General features: G+C 65.1%; 19 protein-coding genes. 5 read left to right on the forward strand and 14 right to left on the reverse strand.

Going from position 1 to position 16960, the window contains the following annotated elements; translation table 11 throughout:
* Positions 1-43: 43 nt before the first annotated feature.
* The 4 genes from FAX90_RS14565 to FAX90_RS14580 form a co-directional block, all read right to left on the reverse strand.
* On the reverse strand, positions 44-1405 hold the full coding sequence (locus FAX90_RS14565) for an outer membrane protein assembly factor BamB family protein (RefSeq protein WP_144098145.1): 1362 nt from the start codon (positions 1403-1405) through the stop codon (positions 44-46).
* A gap of 5 nt (positions 1406-1410) precedes the next feature.
* A complete protein-coding gene (locus tag FAX90_RS14570; protein WP_144098146.1) occupies positions 1411-2208 on the reverse strand; it encodes a tetratricopeptide repeat protein in 798 nt (265 codons plus the stop codon).
* A gap of 150 nt (positions 2209-2358) precedes the next feature.
* Positions 2359-3459: a glycosyltransferase gene (locus FAX90_RS14575; protein WP_144098147.1), complete on the reverse strand. Its 1101-nt coding sequence runs from the start codon at positions 3457-3459 to the stop codon at positions 2359-2361.
* A 13-nt stretch (positions 3460-3472) separates the two neighbouring features.
* Entirely contained in the window at positions 3473-4396 is a 924-nt protein-coding gene (locus FAX90_RS14580) for an alpha/beta fold hydrolase (protein WP_144098148.1), read from the reverse strand.
* Positions 4397-4507: 111 nt separating this feature from the next.
* Here FAX90_RS14580 and FAX90_RS14585 point away from each other — a divergent pair, with 111 nt between their 5' ends.
* A complete protein-coding gene (locus tag FAX90_RS14585; RefSeq protein ID WP_144098149.1) occupies positions 4508-5917 on the forward strand; it encodes a protein adenylyltransferase SelO family protein in 1410 nt (469 codons plus the stop codon).
* Between the two features lie 87 nt (positions 5918-6004).
* Positions 6005-7411, forward strand: a complete 1407-nt coding sequence (gene astD / locus FAX90_RS14590) for a succinylglutamate-semialdehyde dehydrogenase (protein ID WP_144098234.1) — start codon at positions 6005-6007, stop codon at positions 7409-7411.
* A gap of 69 nt (positions 7412-7480) precedes the next feature.
* On the opposite strand, the gene FAX90_RS14595 is transcribed toward astD, so the two are convergent.
* Entirely contained in the window at positions 7481-7954 is a 474-nt protein-coding gene (locus tag FAX90_RS14595) for a glycine zipper 2TM domain-containing protein (protein WP_144098150.1), read from the reverse strand.
* A gap of 146 nt (positions 7955-8100) precedes the next feature.
* On the opposite strand from FAX90_RS14595, the gene rarD reads away from it, so the two are divergent.
* Positions 8101-9012, forward strand: coding sequence for an EamA family transporter RarD (rarD, locus tag FAX90_RS14600; protein ID WP_240704929.1), 912 nt, complete (start codon positions 8101-8103; stop codon positions 9010-9012).
* A 24-nt stretch (positions 9013-9036) separates the two neighbouring features.
* Here rarD and FAX90_RS14605 read toward each other — a convergent pair whose 3' ends face one another.
* Positions 9037-10365 (reverse strand): dihydroorotase, encoded by a 1329-nt coding sequence (locus FAX90_RS14605; protein WP_144098151.1) that lies wholly within the window; start codon positions 10363-10365, stop codon positions 9037-9039.
* A gap of 46 nt (positions 10366-10411) precedes the next feature.
* On the opposite strand from FAX90_RS14605, the gene ygfZ reads away from it, so the two are divergent.
* Positions 10412-11179, forward strand: coding sequence for a CAF17-like 4Fe-4S cluster assembly/insertion protein YgfZ (gene ygfZ / locus FAX90_RS14610; protein WP_144098152.1), 768 nt, complete (start codon positions 10412-10414; stop codon positions 11177-11179).
* Between the two features lie 13 nt (positions 11180-11192).
* On the opposite strand, the gene FAX90_RS14615 is transcribed toward ygfZ, so the two are convergent.
* From FAX90_RS14615 to rplU, 4 genes are all read right to left on the reverse strand, one after another.
* The gene (locus FAX90_RS14615) at positions 11193-11804 is read right to left on the reverse strand and encodes a TetR family transcriptional regulator (RefSeq protein WP_144098153.1); all 612 of its coding nucleotides are present in this window, start codon (positions 11802-11804) and stop codon (positions 11193-11195) included.
* A gap of 130 nt (positions 11805-11934) precedes the next feature.
* Complete coding sequence (locus FAX90_RS14620; RefSeq protein ID WP_144098154.1) at positions 11935-12351, reverse strand: hypothetical protein; 417 nt, start codon at positions 12349-12351, stop codon at positions 11935-11937.
* Between the two features lie 154 nt (positions 12352-12505).
* Positions 12506-12775: a 50S ribosomal protein L27 gene (rpmA, locus tag FAX90_RS14625; RefSeq protein ID WP_144098155.1), complete on the reverse strand. Its 270-nt coding sequence runs from the start codon at positions 12773-12775 to the stop codon at positions 12506-12508.
* Between the two features lie 33 nt (positions 12776-12808).
* Positions 12809-13156 (reverse strand): 50S ribosomal protein L21, encoded by a 348-nt coding sequence (gene rplU, locus FAX90_RS14630; RefSeq protein WP_144098156.1) that lies wholly within the window; start codon positions 13154-13156, stop codon positions 12809-12811.
* A 247-nt stretch (positions 13157-13403) separates the two neighbouring features.
* Between rplU and FAX90_RS14635 the strand changes: the two genes are divergently transcribed.
* Positions 13404-13955 carry a hypothetical protein gene (locus FAX90_RS14635; protein WP_144098157.1) on the forward strand — a complete coding sequence of 184 codons (552 nt, stop codon included), beginning with the start codon at positions 13404-13406 and terminating at the stop codon, positions 13953-13955.
* Positions 13956-13964: 9 nt separating this feature from the next.
* Here the strand turns inward: FAX90_RS14635 and FAX90_RS14640 are convergent, their stop codons facing one another.
* Genes FAX90_RS14640 through thrC form a run of 4 tightly spaced genes read right to left on the reverse strand, consistent with a single transcriptional unit; the run spans position 13965 to position 16955 of the window.
* Positions 13965-14285, reverse strand: a complete 321-nt coding sequence (locus FAX90_RS14640) for a Rossmann fold domain-containing protein (protein WP_144098158.1) — start codon at positions 14283-14285, stop codon at positions 13965-13967.
* Positions 14285-14656, reverse strand: a complete 372-nt coding sequence (locus tag FAX90_RS14645) for a dihydroneopterin aldolase (protein ID WP_144098159.1) — start codon at positions 14654-14656, stop codon at positions 14285-14287. The genes FAX90_RS14640 and FAX90_RS14645 overlap by 1 nt, the downstream gene beginning before the upstream one ends.
* A 2-nt stretch (positions 14657-14658) precedes the next feature.
* Positions 14659-15552, reverse strand: coding sequence for a class I SAM-dependent methyltransferase (locus FAX90_RS14650; protein WP_144098160.1), 894 nt, complete (start codon positions 15550-15552; stop codon positions 14659-14661).
* Positions 15552-16955 (reverse strand): threonine synthase, encoded by a 1404-nt coding sequence (thrC, locus tag FAX90_RS14655; RefSeq protein ID WP_144098161.1) that lies wholly within the window; start codon positions 16953-16955, stop codon positions 15552-15554. Before thrC ends, FAX90_RS14650 begins: the two co-directional genes overlap by 1 nt.
* Positions 16956-16960 lie beyond the last annotated feature (5 nt).

The following is a 16960-nucleotide window of genomic DNA, read 5'->3' on the forward strand; positions in this document are numbered from 1 at the left end:
CACGAATTCACGATCCGCTGCGAAATAAAGACCCGCCCGGCTTTTAACGCCAGGCGGTGATCTTGCCGTTGTCGTCCAGCACGTAGAGCGTGTTGTTGGCAACGACAGGGGCAAGGCTGATCTTTTCGTCAAGGTCGGCGAACGGCGATGCCTCGCCCGATGCCGCCTCGATCGACCAGACTTCGCCGTTGGTGTTGGTCAGCCACAGGCGGTTGCCGGCAAGGACCGGGCCAGACCAGTAAAGCTCGCCCTTTTCATCGTCCATGTTCCGGTACTGCGGCAGGACCGACATCCAACGGACCTTGCCCGTCGAACGCGCGATGGCCAGGACCTTGGCATCGTCGGTCAGCACGAAGATCCAGTCGCCTGCGACCGCCGGTGTGGAAATGCCCGCAAGGTTCAGTTCCCAGATGCGCTGGCCGGTGACGAGTTCGTATGCGGCCATGCGGCCACCCTGACCAAGGGCGTAGACCGCGCCCGAATCGATGATCGGATCGGCATCGACGTCGGTCAGCGTGCCGACCGAGGTGGAAATGCTGGTCCGCGCCAGAGCGTCGGCCCACAGGTTGCGGCCGTTTTCATAGCGATAGGCGATCAGTTCGCCCGAGCTGAAACCCGCGATCACGGTGCCCTGGCCCGCAGCCGGTGCCGCCACGCCGAAAACGCCGGACTGGCCCGACGAACCCGCCTCGGTCCACTGAGTCGCGCCGGTATTGATGTCGAGCGAGATAACCTGGTTGTCCTGCGTCATCACGTAGAGCGCGCCGAACGCGATCGTCGGCGAACCGCGCAGCGGGCTGGCGAGTTGAATGCGCCAGATTTCCGCGCCGGTTTCCGCATCCAGCGCCGCGACTTCGCCGACGCCGGTGGTGACATAGACCTTGCCCGCGTCATAGCTGGCGCCGCCGCCATAGACCGACGAGGAACCGTCGCCCTTCACCTCAAAGGAACGGGTCCAGACCTTGCCGCCGGTCTGCGCGTCGAAGGCGTGCAGGATACCGTTGGTGTCATAGGCAAACAGGCGTCCGCCGCCGATGACGGGCGCGGCCGCAAGGCGCTGCTTGCTGGTGGAGCCCGCGATCGACGCGGTCCAGGCGCGCACCGGGCTTCCGGCGAGCGAGAGGTTGCCATAGCTTTTCGAAGCCGAACCGCCGGCCTGCGCCCACTCGGCGTTCACCTGCTGCGCGGGCAGGGTTACGGGAACCCCTGCCAGCGCCGGATCGACTTTTGCGCCGCTTTCGATGCGCGACAGGATCGGGACGCGTTCGCCCAGCGTCGGGGTCTTTTCCGGACCGTCGCCCTTGAAGGCACCGCACCCGGCAAGGGTTGCCGCAGCGGCGGTGGCAAGCGCGGCAGTGCGCAGGACTTTCCCCCGCGAGACGCGTTCATGCTTCATCTGTTTCATGCTCCCTATTGCCCTGCCTGCTGCTGTGCTGCGGCGCGGGCTGCGCTGTTGCGCTCGATCTGTTCCATGACTTCGTCGACGTCGTCGACGGCATCGGTACCGACGAGGCCCGCGATCTGGCGGGCCCGTGCGCGCAAGGCCTGCGGCGCGGTTTCGTCGCGTGAGATTTCCGCGAAAAGCGGACCGGCAAGTTCAGGCTTGCCCTGTTCGATATAGGCCATGCCGACCATTTCGGCGGCCGACGGGAAGAACGGTTCGCCCGGAACGGCCAGCGGCTTGAGCTTTGCCACCACGTCTTCGGGCTTCATGTCGTCGTACTGCAGCGAAACGAGGCGCAGCGTGGCAAGATCGCGCATCGGCGCGGGCGCATCGGCATCTGCGATGACTTCGCCGAACAGCTTGGCGGCCTTTTCATCCTCACCCCGCTGCTGCGCGATCCCGGCTTCCAATAGCCTCGCCTGAACGGCGAAGCCTTCGATATCGCTGTCCTTCAGCGGCGCGACCTTTTCCAGCGCCGCATCGGGCTGGTTCGCCTCAAGCCTGTCGATAGCCAGCGTCATGGCGACCGAATCTTCCTCGGCCTTGGCGGTCTGCTGCGAATCCCACCACAAGTATCCGCCCAGCCCCGCAAGGCCGAGCACGAGGAGAATCGCCAGTGGAATGCCGAACCGCTTGGCGGCGTTGGCCATCTGGTCCTGCCGGACGGCGTCGTCGACCTCGCGCATGAAGACATCGTTGCGCGCCTCATCACGCTGCGCAGTCTTTTCGAGATCGGTTTTCGGAGATTTCGGGCGAAGCGCCAAGTCCAGTGCCTTTCGGGCTTTCAATATTATTCGAACGCGTGCGGTTTAGGGGCGGCAAAGCGCCTTTTCAACGACAAAGCCTGCCTTCGGGCACCAGCATCCCCCGTCATCAAGCAGGAGGCGGGTGAACGGCGGATGAAATCGGCCCGATCAGCGGTCCTGCAAGGCGTTCAGGCCAAGCAATCCTGCCAGCGCCGAAAGATGCGGCGCGGGGTCGTTGTGCTGTTCGGCGAAGGCGGCATTCGCCTCTCCCGACCGGGCAAGCGCAGCGTCGTCGTGCGCGATCTGTTGCAGCCTGCCGGCAAGATCGGCACCGGGCGCAAGGAGCATCGCGCGGCTTTCCTCTGGCAAAAGCTCGCCCAGACCGCGCGGGCCAAGCGCGGCGATCGGCACGCCAGCGGCCATCAGCGCGGGCATATCGGGCGGGATCAACCCGTCGCGGCCATCCAGCAGCGCGAGATCGAACAAGGCGGCGACCGCGCCCGGACCGTGATACCGGTCGGTCACGTGGAGCCTGTCGACCATGTCCCCGGCATCGAACGCCGCGCGCACCCGGTTCGTTTCCTCTGCCGGTCCGAAAACGACGACGTGCCACGCATTGTCCATCTCGATCATGGCCGAAACGATTTCGTTGAGCATGGCGATGGCATCGGCGGCGCGGATGCCCAGCCACTTTTCATTGCCGCGTTTCATCAGGCGTGGGATGTTCGCGCCGCCCTTGGGCTTTGGAAAGACCGGCGGCAGGATGCGCACGCGCTGCCCCGGCACGTTCCACGCGGCCGTCACCGACTGCGCGGCGGACTGTGTCGGCACGATCACCAGCGGCGTACGGGCAAAGCCCAGCCGGCGGCGGAAACGCACCCACCAGCCCTTGGGCACTTCGTCCACGCCGTCGTGGTAATGGACCAGCGGCGGCAGTTTCAGCGCCTCTCCGAAAAGGGTGTGGCCCATCGTGGCGGGAAAGGCGCGGCTGCCATGCGAGATGACGAGTTCGTATCCGCGCATCACCCGCGCCATGCGGTTCATCGGCCCCGGCCCGGAACGCGGGCGCAAAGGTGGGAATTGGGGGCGATATAGCTGCAACAAAGATGCCGTCGGATCGTCGGTATGCGGTCCGTGATTTTCCACGTTGGAAGGCAGCGCCTGGACCAGCGTTGCCGTCCACGGCGCCTTGACGAGGTCGATCCCGACGTGGAGCACCTTGCGGACGCGGTGCACCTTGATCTTCTTGACGGTTTTCTTAGCAGCCATGCCAGCCGCTTACCTAGCCTTGGTCGCCAGGGCCAGCCTTGATCGCAAGCGGAAGCCTTTCGTCAAACAGCCGGTCTATCGCCTCAACCGCGGCGGGTTCGGACAGGGTCGGCAAATGCCCCACGCGCGGCACGGTGACGAGTTCGACCCCGTCGAAGCGAGAGACCATGTCGCGCGCGGTCGCGCCGGTCAGGATGTCCGAATGTTCGCCGCGCAGGATCAGCACCGGTTTTCCCTTCAACGCATCGAACCCGTTCCAGATCTCGGTCTCGGCGGCATCGGCCAGCCCCTGCTGAAAGGTTTCGGCCACGCGCATGTCGTAATCGAACGTGATACGCCCGTTGTTGCCCAGCTCCATCGCGCGCTTCGCCTCGGCCAGCCAGTCTTCGAGCTTCCAGTCGGGATAAGTGTCCTGGTGCATGTCCTGCAGGGCCCAGGCCGCGTGCATCCACGTGGGATAGCTGCGCCCTTGCCCGACATAGCCCGAAATCCGTTCAAGGCCCGCACGCCCGATGACCGGTCCGATATCGTTCAGGATCGCCGCCGCGATCCGCGCAGGATCGAGCATGGCGAGGATCATCGTGACCAGTCCGCCCAGCGAACTGCCGATAAAAACGGCCCTGTCCAGATCGGCCAGGACGAACAGCCTTTGCAGGTCCTGTGCATATTGCAGCGGGTTATAGGTCGATCCGACTTTGGCATATTCGCTGTCGCCCCTGCCCCGCAGGTCGACGACGATGACACGCCGGTCATGCGCCAGATGCAGGGCAAGATCGTGGAAATCGCGCGCATTGCGGCTAAGGCCGGGAATGCACAGCGCGGGTATCGCCCTGCTGCCTTCCGGCCCCGGATAGTCGCGGTAATGCAGCTCGAGCCCGTCCTCGCTGCGCCAGAAGGAATCGCGCCACGACTTGGTCGCGGCCTTTTCACCAGTCATTCGTGCAAAGCGCCCCTGTGCTCGATTTCGTTCGGATTGCCCCGTCCTTATGCCCCGAACCCTGTGCTGTGAAGCCTTGCGAAGCGATAGGGTGGCCCCCACTATCGCTACATGGCACGCGAACCGCAAGCATCACGCTATCGTCCCGACACACCGATCGCGCAGATTGCCGAATGGATCGCCGACCCGGTGGAAGCCGCGGACTTTCCCGAAACCACCTTGCGCTTTCGCAACGATCGCTGGGACAAGGCGGTGGGTCTGGACGGGTTGAGCGATGCCGAATGGCTGGCCCACTTCGGCAGGTTTCAACCCCTGCCCGACAACCTGCCCGGCCCGCTGGCGATGCGGTATCACGGGCACCAGTTCCGCAACTACAACCCCGATATCGGCGATGGCCGCGGGTTCCTGTTTGCCCAGATGCGCGACGGCGCAGATCGCCTGCTCGACCTTGGCACCAAGGGGTCGGGACAGACGCCCTACAGCCGGTTTGGCGACGGCCGGCTGACCTTGCGCGGCGCGGTGCGCGAAATTCTCGCGACCGAGATGCTGGAGGCGCTGGGCGCAAACACGTCGAAAACCTTCTCGGTGATCGAGACGGGCGAGAACCTGCAGCGCCAGGACGAACCTTCGCCCACCCGTTCCGCCGTCATGGTGCGGCTCAGCCACGGGCACGTGCGCATCGGCAGTTTCCAGCGCCTCGCCGCGCTGGGAGAGAACGATCACCTTGCAGAGCTCGTCGAATACGCGCTGGCGCAATATCCCGGCCCGCCGCCGCCCGGAGACGCGCCCGAACGCGACTTGCCGCCAGTCCGGCTTGCCCACCTGGTGGTGGAGCGCATGGCCGACCTTGCCGCGTCCTACGTGACCGCGGGGTTTGTCCACGGCGTGCTCAACACCGACAACATGAACGTTTCGGGCGAAAGCTTCGATTATGGCCCGTGGCGCTGGTTGCCGAAGTGGGACGCGGCCTTCACCGCCGCCTATTTCGACCATTCGGGCCTCTACGCCTTCGGCAGGCAGGCCGAGGCGATGCACTGGAACGCGGCGCAGCTTTGCATAGCCCTGCGGCCGATCTGCGAAGCACCGCCGCTGGTCGCCGCGCTGGAACGGTTTCCGCAGCTGTTCACCGACAACGTCGCCCGCCGCTTCGCATGGCGGCTTGGCGCGCCCGGTGCCTCGCCCGAACAGGCGGCGCAGTTGGTTACAAGCGGCGAAGCAGCGCTTACCGCAAGCGGGATGCAGCCGGACGCCTTCTTCTTTGCCGCGCGCACCAACAGCCTGCCCAATGGCGCGGAGATGGACGCCTTTCGCGATGCGCTGAACGATGCGCCGCGCGTCTCCGACACGCACGAATACTGGTCCGACGATGCGCCGCAGTCGTTGTTGATCGAGGAAGTGGAGGCGATCCTGAACGCAGTCGACCTCGAAAACGATTGGTCGGTGCTGGACCGCAAGGTCGCGGCCCTGCGCGGCATGGGCGACGCCCACGGCCCCGCGCCAAAGCCCGCCGCACAGCCATAGAGGTGGTTTCATTTGCAACGATGGAGCCCTAGATAGGGGTGCATGATAGACATGCGTGGCCCGCACCAGCCGGCCAGTGACAGGAGGATGACCGCCGTGACCCTGATTTCTACCGAACCGGCGACCGGCGCCGAACTCTGGCGCGGTGAACATGGCGATGCCTCTGCTGCGATCGCCCGCGCGCGCGCCGCCTTCCCCGCCTGGGCCGCCCGCCCGCTGGAAGAGCGCGTGGAGCTGCTCGAAGCCTTTGCCGAGGAAGTGAAGAAAGATGCCGACGCCTTTGCCGAACTGATCGCGCGCGAAACGGGCAAGCCGCTGTGGGAGGCGAAGACCGAAGTCGCCGCCGTTGCGGCCAAAGTCGCGATTTCGATCCGCGCGCATGAAGAACGCACCGGCGTCCGCATCGACGAAGCGCCCGGTGGCCGGTCCGCCCTGCGTCACAAGCCACACGGCGTGATGGCGGTGCTCGGCCCCTACAACTTCCCCGCGCACTTGCCGAACGGGCACATGGTCCCCGCGCTGCTGGCGGGCAATGTCTGCGTGTTCAAACCGTCGGAAAAGACGCCCGCGGTGGGTGAGCACCTCGTAAAACTGTACCACCGTGCGGGCATTCCCGGCGATGTCGTGCAGTGCGTCGTCGGCGCGGCAGACGTGGGCCGCACGCTGACCAGCGATACGCGGGTCGACGGCGTGCTGTTCACCGGATCGTCCAATACCGGCATCGCCATCGGCAAGGCGCTGGCCGAACGCCCCGGCGTGATCTGTGCGCTGGAAATGGGCGGCAACAATCCGCTCGTCGTTTGGGACACGGACAAACTGGCCGAAGCCGCCACGATCATCGTGCAGTCGGCCTATACGACGGCGGGCCAGCGGTGCACCGCCGCGCGCCGGTTGATCGTGAAGGACAGCATGGCAGATGCGCTGCTGGCCGAACTGCTGCCGCTGGTCGACCGTATCCGCGTCGGCGCCCCGTTCGACGATCCGCAGCCTTACATGGGCCCCGTCATCGACAACGACGCGGCGGACGGGTTGCAACGCGGCTATGACCAGCTGCTCGAAATGGGCGCGAAAGTGCTGCGCCCCCTCGAACGGCCCGATCCGTCGAGGCCACTGCTCACGCCCGCGATCCTGGACGTCACCGGCGTCGCGGACCTGCCCGATCGGGAGCTTTTCGGCCCTGTCCTGCAGATCGTGCGCGTCCCCGATTTCGACGCGGCCATCGCAGCGGCGAACGATACCGCCTACGGCCTGTCGGCCTCTCTCGTCGGGGGTAGCGAAGAACAGTGGCAGCAGTTCTGGCGCGAAAGCCGGGCCGGCATCGTCAATCGTAACAGGCCCACGAACGGCGCATCCTCCGCCGCTCCGTTCGGCGGCACGGGCCTTTCGGGCAACCACCGTCCAGGCGCATTCTATGCCGCCGACTACTGCTCCTATCCCGTCGCCTCTGCCGAGGGAGACGAGATCGAGGCCAGCATCGGCGTTGGCCTGAAGTAAGGGTGCAATAAAGGAAACGCCGCGACGGTCATCCCGGCGCGGCGTTCCTGTTTCACACTTCGAAGGCGCTTAGCGGCAGCGCGAGCCGCCCCTGTCAATCTCGCGGCCCAACAGGGCACCGCCAGCAGCGCCCAGGATCGCGCCCAGCGTCTTGTCGCGCGCAACCTCGTTACCGATCAGGCCGCCTACGGCGCCGCCGATCAGCAGGCCGGTCGTGCCGTTGTCCTTGCGGCAATAGTAACGGCCATCGTTGCCGCGCCACACGCGGGTGTTTCGCGTTACGCGGTCGCCGTAGTAATAATCGCGGCTGCCATAACGTTCGCCGCGACGGTCATACCGATCATAGCGGTCGTACCGATCATAGCGGTCATAACGGTCGTGACGGTCATGCTTGTGACGCTTGTGCGCGGCGCTTTCGACTTCATAGGTCGAAGCGACCGGATGATCGAAGGCAGCGGCCTGCACCGTGGGCACGACGCCGATGGCAAGCGCGGGTGCAGCGGCAAGCGCAAGGCCAGTGCGGAAAAGAGGGGAAAGGGACATCGGGGACAACTCCAAAAATTCTGTATCTCTATCGCCCATTCAGGATTAGGGGTGTAAACCTGAACGCCATGATAACAGATCGCCTCGTCCTGCCGATTTGCATGCACGCCCTATCGGTGCGGCAAATTCGGGCCTAGGGGCGGCGCGTGACTACGAAAATCGAATCGCAGCCCAGGCGCGGCGGCCTGCCCTTTGCACTGGGCGCCTACACGATCTGGGGCCTGATCCCGCTTTTCCTGGTGTGGCTGAACCCGGTCGATCCGTTCCGGCTCGTCGCGTGGCGCGTGCTGTGGACGATTCCCGTCTGCTTTGCCGCACTGCTGCTGTTTCGCGACTTCGCAAAGCTGAAGGCGGCGCTGGCCGACCGGCGGGCCGTCGCGCTCCTGCTGGTCAGCGCGCTGCTCATCACCGTCAACTGGGTCATTTACATCCTCGCGGTCCAGGCGGGGCAGTTCTACGCGGCCAGCCTCGGCTATTACATCAACCCGCTTGTCAACGTGCTGCTGGGCACGATTTTCCTGCACGAAAAGCTGGCCAGGTTGCAGTGGCTTGCCGTGGCCGTCGCCGCGATGGGCATCGGCGTGCTGGCGTTCGAGGCGGCCGAAACGCTCTACATCAGCCTGACGCTGGCGTTTTCCTTCGGGCTCTACGGGCTGGTCCGCAAGAAGGTGAAGGTCGATTCGCTGCCGGGCCTTACGGTCGAAGTGCTGCTCATCGCTCCGCTCGCGCTCGGCGTGCTGGCTTTCGTACCGGAAGGGGCGGAAGATTTCGGGACGAACGTTTCGACCTCGCTACTCCTGATGGGCTCGGGGCTGGTGACCGGCGTTCCCCTTCTGCTGTTCGCAACGGCGGCGCGGCGCATGACCTATTCGGCGCTGGGCTTTGTCCAGTTCCTCGCGCCGACGCTGGTCTTCCTGTCGGGCCTCTTCATCTTTGGCGAACAGCTGGTAACGGCGCAGGCGATCTGCTTTGCCCTGATCTGGACCGCAGCCGTGCTGTTCTGTGCCGATATCCTGATCAGGGGGCGCAAGCGGCGTCCACCGCCCGACCCCGTCTGATCCGCCCTTTTCCGTTCAGGACCTTCAGAGCGCGAAGGCGAAACGCAGCGGTTCGCCCTGCGCGCTTTCACCGAGCTGCCCGTCCCACATCGCGACATTGCCGCGGATGATCGTGCCGACAACGCGGCCCTTCAGCTCCATTCCCGTGAACGGCGACCAGCCACAGCGCGAGGCCAGCCATTCGTCCGTAATGGTGAAGCTGCCCTTGCGATCGACGATGGTGAAATCGGCGTCATAACCGGCAGCGATGCGGCCCTTGCCGACAAGCCCGAACACGCGCTGCACGCCCGCGCTGGTCATGTCGATCAGCCGTTCCAACGTCATTCGCCCTTCCAGCACGTGGTTCAGCATGAGCGGCAGCAACGTCTGCACGCCCGGCATCCCGCTGGGGCTGTTGGGATAGGGCTTGGCCTTTTCCTCCAGCGTGTGGGGCGCATGGTCCGATCCGATGACATCGGGCACGCCCTGCTGCAACCAGTGCCACAATCCGTCGACATGCGCCTTGCTGCGGATCGGCGGGTTCATCTGGGCATGACTACCAAGCCGGGGATACGCATCCTCGGCATTGAGCGTCAGGTGCTGCGGCGTCACTTCGCAGGTCGCGACGTCGCGGTGCTGCGAGATGACTTCCAGCTCCGCCGGGGTGGTCACGTGCAGGATATGGATCGGGCGGTTCGCCTCTCGTGCAAGGCGCAGGATGCGGCGAGTGGCCAGCATGGCCGATTCGTCATCGCGCCAGACGGGATGGCTGGACGGATCGTTTTCCACCCGCTTGTCCTTGCGCGCGTTCATGCGCTCCTCGTCCTCTGCATGGATCGCGACGCGGCGGCGGCCCGATGCCAGCACGCGGGCAAGGTTCTCGTCCTCTGCCACCAGCAGGCTGCCGGTCGATGCGCCCATGAAGATCTTCACGCCGGCCGTGCCGGGAATGCGCTCCAGTTCGGCAAGGCTTTCCGCGTTTTCGGCCGTCGCGCCGACATAGAAGGCATGGTCGCACCACATGCGGTGATGGGCGCGCTTCAGCTTGTCGTGGATGCGCTCTTCGGTGTCGGTATTGGGATTGGTGTTCGGCATCTCGAAAACGGCGGTGATGCCGCCCAGAACCGCCGCGCGGCTGCCGGTTTCAAGGTCTTCCTTCTGCTCCAGCCCCGGTTCGCGGAAATGGACCTGGCTGTCGATGACGCCGGGAAGAATATCGAGCCCGGTGCAATCGACCTTGCGAATGCCGGGATAATGCCCAACTCCCACAATGCGGCCACCGGCAACGGCGACCTCGGCTTCGACCGGTCCGGACGGCGTATGCACGGTGCCGCCGCTCAGGACCCATTCGGGGGTTTGGTGCGTATCAGTCATGCCCCATCATCTAGGATGGCACGGGCGATTTGGCAAAGGGACTTGCATGAGCGACGGCTTCACCTCGACACGGCTGTGCGACAGGGCGATCATCCGCCTTTCTGGAGAGGAAGGCGCAGGCGGAAGCGACGTCGCCGAATTCCTGCAGGGACTGGTGACCAACGACGTGAAGGGCGCGCTGCCGGTCTGGGCCGCACTGCTCAGCGCGCAGGGCAAGGCGCTGTTCGATTTCTTCGTCTGGCCCGCCAAGGACGCGCTGCTGATCGATTGCGAGGCCGCCCATGCCGAGGAACTGGCCCGCCGCCTCACGCTCTATCGCCTTCGCCGCAAGATCGACATCGCCATCGACCCGGCCGTCGCCGTCCACTGGACGTCGCATCGCGGCGACGGCGGCGGGGATGATCCGCGCATGGCGGCCCTGGGTCAACGCTGGCTGGAACCGGCGGAGGACGATCCCGCCGACTGCGCGGACGAGGCCTACCGCAAGCATCGCCTGTCGCTGGGCGTGGCAGAGGGCCGTGACGAGCTTGGCCATGACCAAACGCTCTGGCTCGAATGCAATGCGGTGGAACTGAGGGGCGTCAGCTTCGCAAAGGGCTGTTATGTCGGACAGGAAAACACCGCGCGCATGAACTGGCGGCAGAAGGTGAACCGCCGCCTTGTCGTCGTGCCGCTGAACAAGTCCGACGAAAAGCGCCGCCGCATCGCTTACGAAGCTCATGACCTTGCGGTCGATCACGTGCGCGTCGCCGATGCCGATCCGTCGCTTTTCCCGAAATGGCTGCAGGGCGCGCTGACCGGCCCCGAAATCTGAGCTGCCCCCAAAGCTAACCGGCGACCGATTCTTCCTCGCCGCCCGCCGCCTCACCACGCGGCAGCATGGCGACCAGCTGGCGCGTCGCGACATCGCGCGCATGCCCGTGCGGCAGGTCCAGAGAATCCGCCAGCAGGTTGCCGATCATCGCTTCGCCCAGCGCCTGGAGCACGAGCGTCATCGTCACCTCGCGCACTCTCTGCCAGTCCTCGCCCGCCGGGCCGATCTGGTCGAGCAGTAAGTGAATGGCCTCGAATATGGGGTCCAGCGCGTCGCGATCCCCCGTCACCGCCATCCAGTTGGCCAGCGCGCCTGCGCCCTGCTTGCCGAAAGCGTCGAAGACCAGATCCACGATCTCGCGCGCGCTGCCTTGACCGGCACGCCGGGCCTGCACCGCCCTGCCGATCGTTGCGCAAACCCCAGACGCCAGATGACCGGCCAAGGCCTTTTGCAACCCGTCGGCGCTTCCGAAATGGTGCAGCAGGTTCGAATGGGTACGACCGACCTTGGCCGCCACCGCCTTGAGCGTGACAGCCTGCGGGCCGTTCTCGATCAGGATCTGCAATGCAGCATCCAATGCCATACGTTGGCTGTCAGCGGGGCTGAGCCGCTTTCGCATCGTCATAGAACTGTAATTTCCCCAATCCCCAATGGCGCGCAGTCTAACACATCACGGGGCAACGGGAAATCCGCACGGAAACCGGCGAGCGCACGACCGCATCGATCGCGCGCCCGCAGCAAATTTCATGGGAAAGTTACGCCGCGATCGCGACCAGCTCATCCATTCCGCCGTCACCGGGCGGAGGGGGCAGCTGACCCGCCAATTGATCCAGCGATTCCTCGGCCTCGTCGAACAGGCCCAGACTGCGCCACGCGGGCGCCAGCCAGAGGACCGGCTGCCACCGGCCGCGCGTCACGCGAAAACCGCCAGTACCGATCAGGCGCGCGCCGGCAACCCTTTCGCCCCGCGCATCGTGTCCGCCGGGCAAAGTCACGACAAGGCCCTGACCGTCCAGTTTGAACGGATCGACGCGGGCGGGAACGTCGAGCCGGGACAGCCGGGGACGGTCTTCCGGCCAGGCCGGGCGGACGAACAGGTTTTCGCTGCGAATGAACATCGCGATGTCACTCCCTGAATTTCGCATCGCGCCGATAGCAACGATGCGTTTCATTATGGTGGCAACCGGCCCGCAAATGGGGCCGAATGCAGGATCAGGGAGAGCAGAACGAAAAAAGGGAGCGGGGGTGGCCCCTCTCCCTTTTCAGGCCGACATCAGGTGTCGGCGAGGCCATCCTTCGCAGGACGGCCCGTTATCGACCATCCGATTACTCGGCGGCTTCCGCCAGCGCATCGACCGATACGAATTTGCGGCCGAGCTTGCCTTCATGGAAGCGTACCTGACCTTCGGTCAGCGCGAACAGCGTGTGATCGCGGCCGATGCCGACGTTGTCGCCGGGGTAGAACTTCGTACCGCGCTGACGCACGATGATGTTGCCACCGACGACGGCTTCGCCACCGAACTTCTTCACGCCAAGGCGGCGGCCGACCGAATCGCGACCGTTACGCGACGAACCGCCTGCTTTTTTATGTGCCATGGTTTAGTGCTCCGAATTCCGTTGGGCGGCGACTTAGGCCGCGTCTTCCTGCTTTTCGGTCTTCTTCGCCGGTGCCTTCTTGGCAGCGCCGACCGAAGTGATGCGCAGCAGGGTCATCTGCTGGCGGTGACCGTTCTTGCGGCGGTAGTTGTGACGGCGACGCTTCTTGAAAACGACGACCTTCTCCGACTTCGCCTGGGCGATGATTTCGGCCGAGACCGTCACCTTCGAGGCGTCTTCGAGCTTGTCGCCTTCACCGGCGAGAAGCACGTCACCCAGAGTGATCGTGTCGCCGGCTTCACCTGCCAGCTTTTCGACTGCGATCTTGTCACCTTCGGCAACGCGATACTGCTTGCCGCCTGTACGCACGATTGCGAACATTGTTCACCTGTCTGTTCTGCCGCGAAGCCACGACCCGACGTCAAAGCGCCGATGTTGTATCCGTGCCGATCTGCGGGCGTTTATTTCCGGCGCGGCAAAAAACGAAGCCGATGCCGGATTGAGCGGTGCCCGTTACTGGAGATGGCCTTCGCTGTCAACGCGTGATTGGCCATTTGCAGCGTGCCGCAAGGGTGCCTTTGCCGCGATGGTTGCAAGGTGGTGGCTGGCACCGGCAAATCAAGCTGCTATGGGAGAGGCAATGCCCGACTTTCGCACCTCTGCCGCCCGCCTGCTCGTCCTGGCCTGCGCCGCCGCCTCGCTTTCGGCTTGTGCCAGCACGTCCTCGAAGTATCCCTCGCTCGCCGTGCGCGAGGCCGAACGGATGACGGGCAGTGCCGCACCGGCCGAACCCGACGTGACCGCACCGGTCACGCCCCCTGCCCCGCCCGCCGATCTTCCCGGCCGCCTCGCCGCGATCGAAAAGGCGGCCTATGCCTCGCACGAAACTTTCCTAGCCCGCGAGGCCACGGCCCGCGCCAGGGCGCGTTCGGCATCCGGGGCCGCACTCGGCACACTGGCATGGTCGGATGCCGAAGTCGCGCTCTCAAGCCTCGAATCGGCGCGCAGCGACACGATGTTCGCGCTGGCCGATCTCGATTCGCTACTCGCCCTCGGCGCGGTCAGCGAGGCCGATACGGGCACGCCGGCAGGGTTGCCCGAAATCATCGCGCTGCGCGAAAAGGTCGAAGGGCTGATCGCGGCGGAAGACGCGGTCCTCTCCAGCCTGCGCGGCCTTTGACCGCGACACTCAGCCCGCGATAACGATCTGCCCGGTCACGCCTTCGTTGCCGGACAGGAAATCGATGGCGGCCTGAACTGCTGCCTCGTTCCCATCGTTGGAAGGCGAGACCGCGTTCACACGCAGCGGTGCATATTTGCGGGCGAGCGCGCCAATCGCTTCCTTGCGCCAGCGATGCGGCTTTTCCTCGGCCGCGGAGAAATGGACGGTGACGCTGCTTCCGGACGCGAGCACATCCTCGATTTCCGGCAGAAACTCGGCATGAAAACGGGCAGCAGCATCCAGCGGCTGCGCATCGCCCAGGGCCACGGGAATGACCCGCACCGCCATTACCGGCGGTTCCGCACCAGCGTCATGCCGATCTTCTCGTCCGCCTCGGCAATGGCGAGCTTCACGATTTTCACCCTGACCTGGTTCACGCGGTCGTCCTGCAGGAACAGCGTTTCGCAGATATGTTCGGCCACGGCCTCGATCAGCTTGAAATGGACCCCTTCGGGCAAGGCCTCGCTGGCGGCGAATTTCAGGTCCATGTAGTTCTTGCTGGCCGACAGGGGCGTATCGGGTTCGAACCGTTCGGGCATGGCAAGGTCCACCGCGATCGAAATGCGCAGCGGCTGCGGCTTGCCGGTTTCTTCGGAGTAGATCCCGGTCAGGATGTCGACGACGAAATCCTCGACCTCCAGCGTGAGGCTGTCGCGCATCGTCATTTCCCGTCGTTGACCCAGCGCGCAAAGATCGCGGTCGGCAGGATGCGCCCACCCTCACCCTCTTCGCGCACGGCAAGTTCGCCATGTTCGATCCGGCCCGGAAGACCTTCGAACTTTTCCGCAAGCAGTCCGGCCAGCGCGAGCGAGCTCATCCGCACGGCATAGGCCGTCAGGAACAGAAAACGCGAATCGCTGTCGAGTAGGCTGCGGCAATCGGTGACGAGGCCAGGCAACCCGTCCTCGATACGCCAGACCTCGCCCCCCGGACCGCGTCCGAATTTCGGCGGGTCGAGGATGATGCCGTCATAGCGGCGCTCGCGGCGCACCTCGCGCGCAGCGAATTTCGCGGCATCGTCGACCAGCCAGCGGATCGGCGCATCCTGCATTCCCGACAGGGCGGCATTGTCGCGCGCCTGCGCCACCGATTTCTTGCTGGCATCGACGTGCGCGACCCGGCCGCGCCGTGCGAGGCTGAGCGAGCCCACGCCGGTATAGCCGAACAGGTTCAGCGTGTGCGGATCGTCCAGCCCGCCAAGCTGTTCGTCCATCCAGTCCCACACCGGGGCCATGTCGGGAAAGAAACCGAGATGCCGGAACGGCGTGCACTGCGCGGTGAAGTTCACCTCGCGCCACGACAGCGGCCAGCCATCACGCGGCACTTTCGTGTTGAAGTGCCAGCGGCCGCCGCCATCCTCGTCGCTGGCGGGGATGAACTCGCCATCGGCCTGCCAGTCCTTGCTGCGCGGGGTCCACATCGCCTGCGGTTCGGGGCGAATGAAGCGGTACGGGCCATAGCCTTCCAGCTTGCGGCCGTTCCCGCTGTCCAGCAGGCGATAACCGTCCCAGCCCTCGCCCGCGAGCAGGATCGGGTTTTCGGCCAGAACTGCCATTAGAGCGGGCTCGGCGTGGCCCGTTCGGCGACGAATTCGGCCACGGCCTCATATGTGCCGGGAAGTTCGCTGAAGGCTTCCTCGCGGTCGTACAGGTCGCCGACACGCGGCGGCAGGATGGGCTTTTCACCGATGGCCTTTTCGACCGCAGGTCCGAACTTGGCCGGATGCGCGGTGGCCAGAGTGACCATCGGGACCCCCGCGGGCAGCCTTGTGTTGAGCGCGGCGTGAAGCCCGATCGCGGTATGCGGGTCGATCACTTCACCGCAATTGTCCCACGCCCAGCGCATGGCATCGGCGGTCTGGGCCGCGTCGGCACGCTCGCTGGTAAACAGGGCGGCGGCGCCATCGCGCTGCGTATTGGTCAGCTGCATCGCCTTCGATGCCTCGAAACCCTTCATCTGGTCCGCCATGGCAAGACCATCGCGCCCACCCGCGTCGAACAGGAGGCGTTCGAAGTTCGACGAAACCTGGATGTCCATCGACGGTGCGTCGGTCGGCGTGACGCCGTGGGCCGAATAGTCGCCGGTGGAGATCGCGCGGTGCAGAATGTCGTTCACGTTCGTGGCGACGACGAGGCGCTCGACGGGCAGGCCCATCTTCGCCGCGACATATCCCGCGAACACGTCGCCGAAGTTGCCGGTGGGCACGGAGAACGCGACTTTGCGGTGCGGCGCACCAAGCTGGACCCCGGCGGCGAAGTAGTAGACGACCTGCGCCATCAGGCGGGCCCAGTTGATCGAGTTCACCGCGCTGATGCGGAAACGGTCGGTCATTTGTCGATCGGCGAACATCCGTTTCACCATCGCCTGCGCATCGTCGAAGCTGCCTTCGATGGCGATGTTGTGGACGTTGGGCGCGATCACGCTCGTCATCTGGCGGCGCTGCACTTCGGACACGCGGCCCTTGGGATGCAGCATGAAGATGTCGATCTTGTCACGCCCGGCCACCGCGTCGATCGCGGCAGAACCCGTGTCGCCGCTGGTCGCGCCGACAATGGTGAGGTGCTGGTCGCTGTCCTTGAGGAATTCCTCGAACAACAAGCCCAGAAGCTGGAGCGCGACGTCCTTGAACGCCAGCGTCGGCCCGTGGAACAATTCGAGCAGCCACTGAGTCTCGTCGAACTGTTTGAGCGGGGTCACCGCCTTGTGCGCGAAACGGCCATAGGCCTGTGTCGTCAGTTCAAGCAGGCGTTCGGGCGCGATGCAGTCGCCGATGAAAGGCTGCATGACCCGTGCGGCCAACTCGGCATAGGGGAGCCCCGCCATGGCGGCGATCTCGTCTTGCGAAAAGCTCGGCCATGCGCGCGGCACGTAGAGGCCGCCGTCGCTGGCCAGGCCAGCCAGCGTGACCCCGCGGAAGTCCAGCGCCGGTGCGCTGCCCCTTGTCGAAACGTATTCCATGGGCC

It is taken from the genome of Croceicoccus sediminis, assembly GCF_007570835.1.
In the GTDB taxonomy this organism is placed as follows: domain Bacteria; phylum Pseudomonadota; class Alphaproteobacteria; order Sphingomonadales; family Sphingomonadaceae; genus Croceicoccus; species Croceicoccus sediminis.

Coding starts and splice junctions, on each gene's coding strand:
- ygfZ (WP_144098152.1), top strand. CDS start 10,412: ATGAGCGACGGCTTCACCTCGACACGGCTGTGCGACAGGGCGATCATC.
- FAX90_RS14580 (WP_144098148.1), bottom strand. CDS start 4,396: ATGACTGGTGAAAAGGCCGCGACCAAGTCGTGGCGCGATTCCTTCTGG.
- FAX90_RS14585 (WP_144098149.1), top strand. CDS start 4,508: ATGGCACGCGAACCGCAAGCATCACGCTATCGTCCCGACACACCGATC.
- astD (WP_144098234.1), top strand. CDS start 6,005: ATGACCGCCGTGACCCTGATTTCTACCGAACCGGCGACCGGCGCCGAA.
- FAX90_RS14635 (WP_144098157.1), top strand. CDS start 13,404: ATGGGAGAGGCAATGCCCGACTTTCGCACCTCTGCCGCCCGCCTGCTC.
- rpmA (WP_144098155.1), bottom strand. CDS start 12,775: ATGGCACATAAAAAAGCAGGCGGTTCGTCGCGTAACGGTCGCGATTCG.
- rplU (WP_144098156.1), bottom strand. CDS start 13,156: ATGTTCGCAATCGTGCGTACAGGCGGCAAGCAGTATCGCGTTGCCGAA.
- FAX90_RS14640 (WP_144098158.1), bottom strand. CDS start 14,285: ATGGCGGTGCGGGTCATTCCCGTGGCCCTGGGCGATGCGCAGCCGCTG.
- FAX90_RS14650 (WP_144098160.1), bottom strand. CDS start 15,552: ATGGCAGTTCTGGCCGAAAACCCGATCCTGCTCGCGGGCGAGGGCTGG.
- FAX90_RS14565 (WP_144098145.1), bottom strand. CDS start 1,405: ATGAAACAGATGAAGCATGAACGCGTCTCGCGGGGGAAAGTCCTGCGC.
- FAX90_RS14620 (WP_144098154.1), bottom strand. CDS start 12,351: ATGAAACGCATCGTTGCTATCGGCGCGATGCGAAATTCAGGGAGTGAC.
- thrC (WP_144098161.1), bottom strand. CDS start 16,955: ATGGAATACGTTTCGACAAGGGGCAGCGCACCGGCGCTGGACTTCCGC.
- FAX90_RS14595 (WP_144098150.1), bottom strand. CDS start 7,954: ATGTCCCTTTCCCCTCTTTTCCGCACTGGCCTTGCGCTTGCCGCTGCA.
- FAX90_RS14615 (WP_144098153.1), bottom strand. CDS start 11,804: ATGACGATGCGAAAGCGGCTCAGCCCCGCTGACAGCCAACGTATGGCA.
- FAX90_RS14645 (WP_144098159.1), bottom strand. CDS start 14,656: ATGCGCGACAGCCTCACGCTGGAGGTCGAGGATTTCGTCGTCGACATC.
- FAX90_RS14575 (WP_144098147.1), bottom strand. CDS start 3,459: ATGGCTGCTAAGAAAACCGTCAAGAAGATCAAGGTGCACCGCGTCCGC.
- FAX90_RS14605 (WP_144098151.1), bottom strand. CDS start 10,365: ATGACTGATACGCACCAAACCCCCGAATGGGTCCTGAGCGGCGGCACC.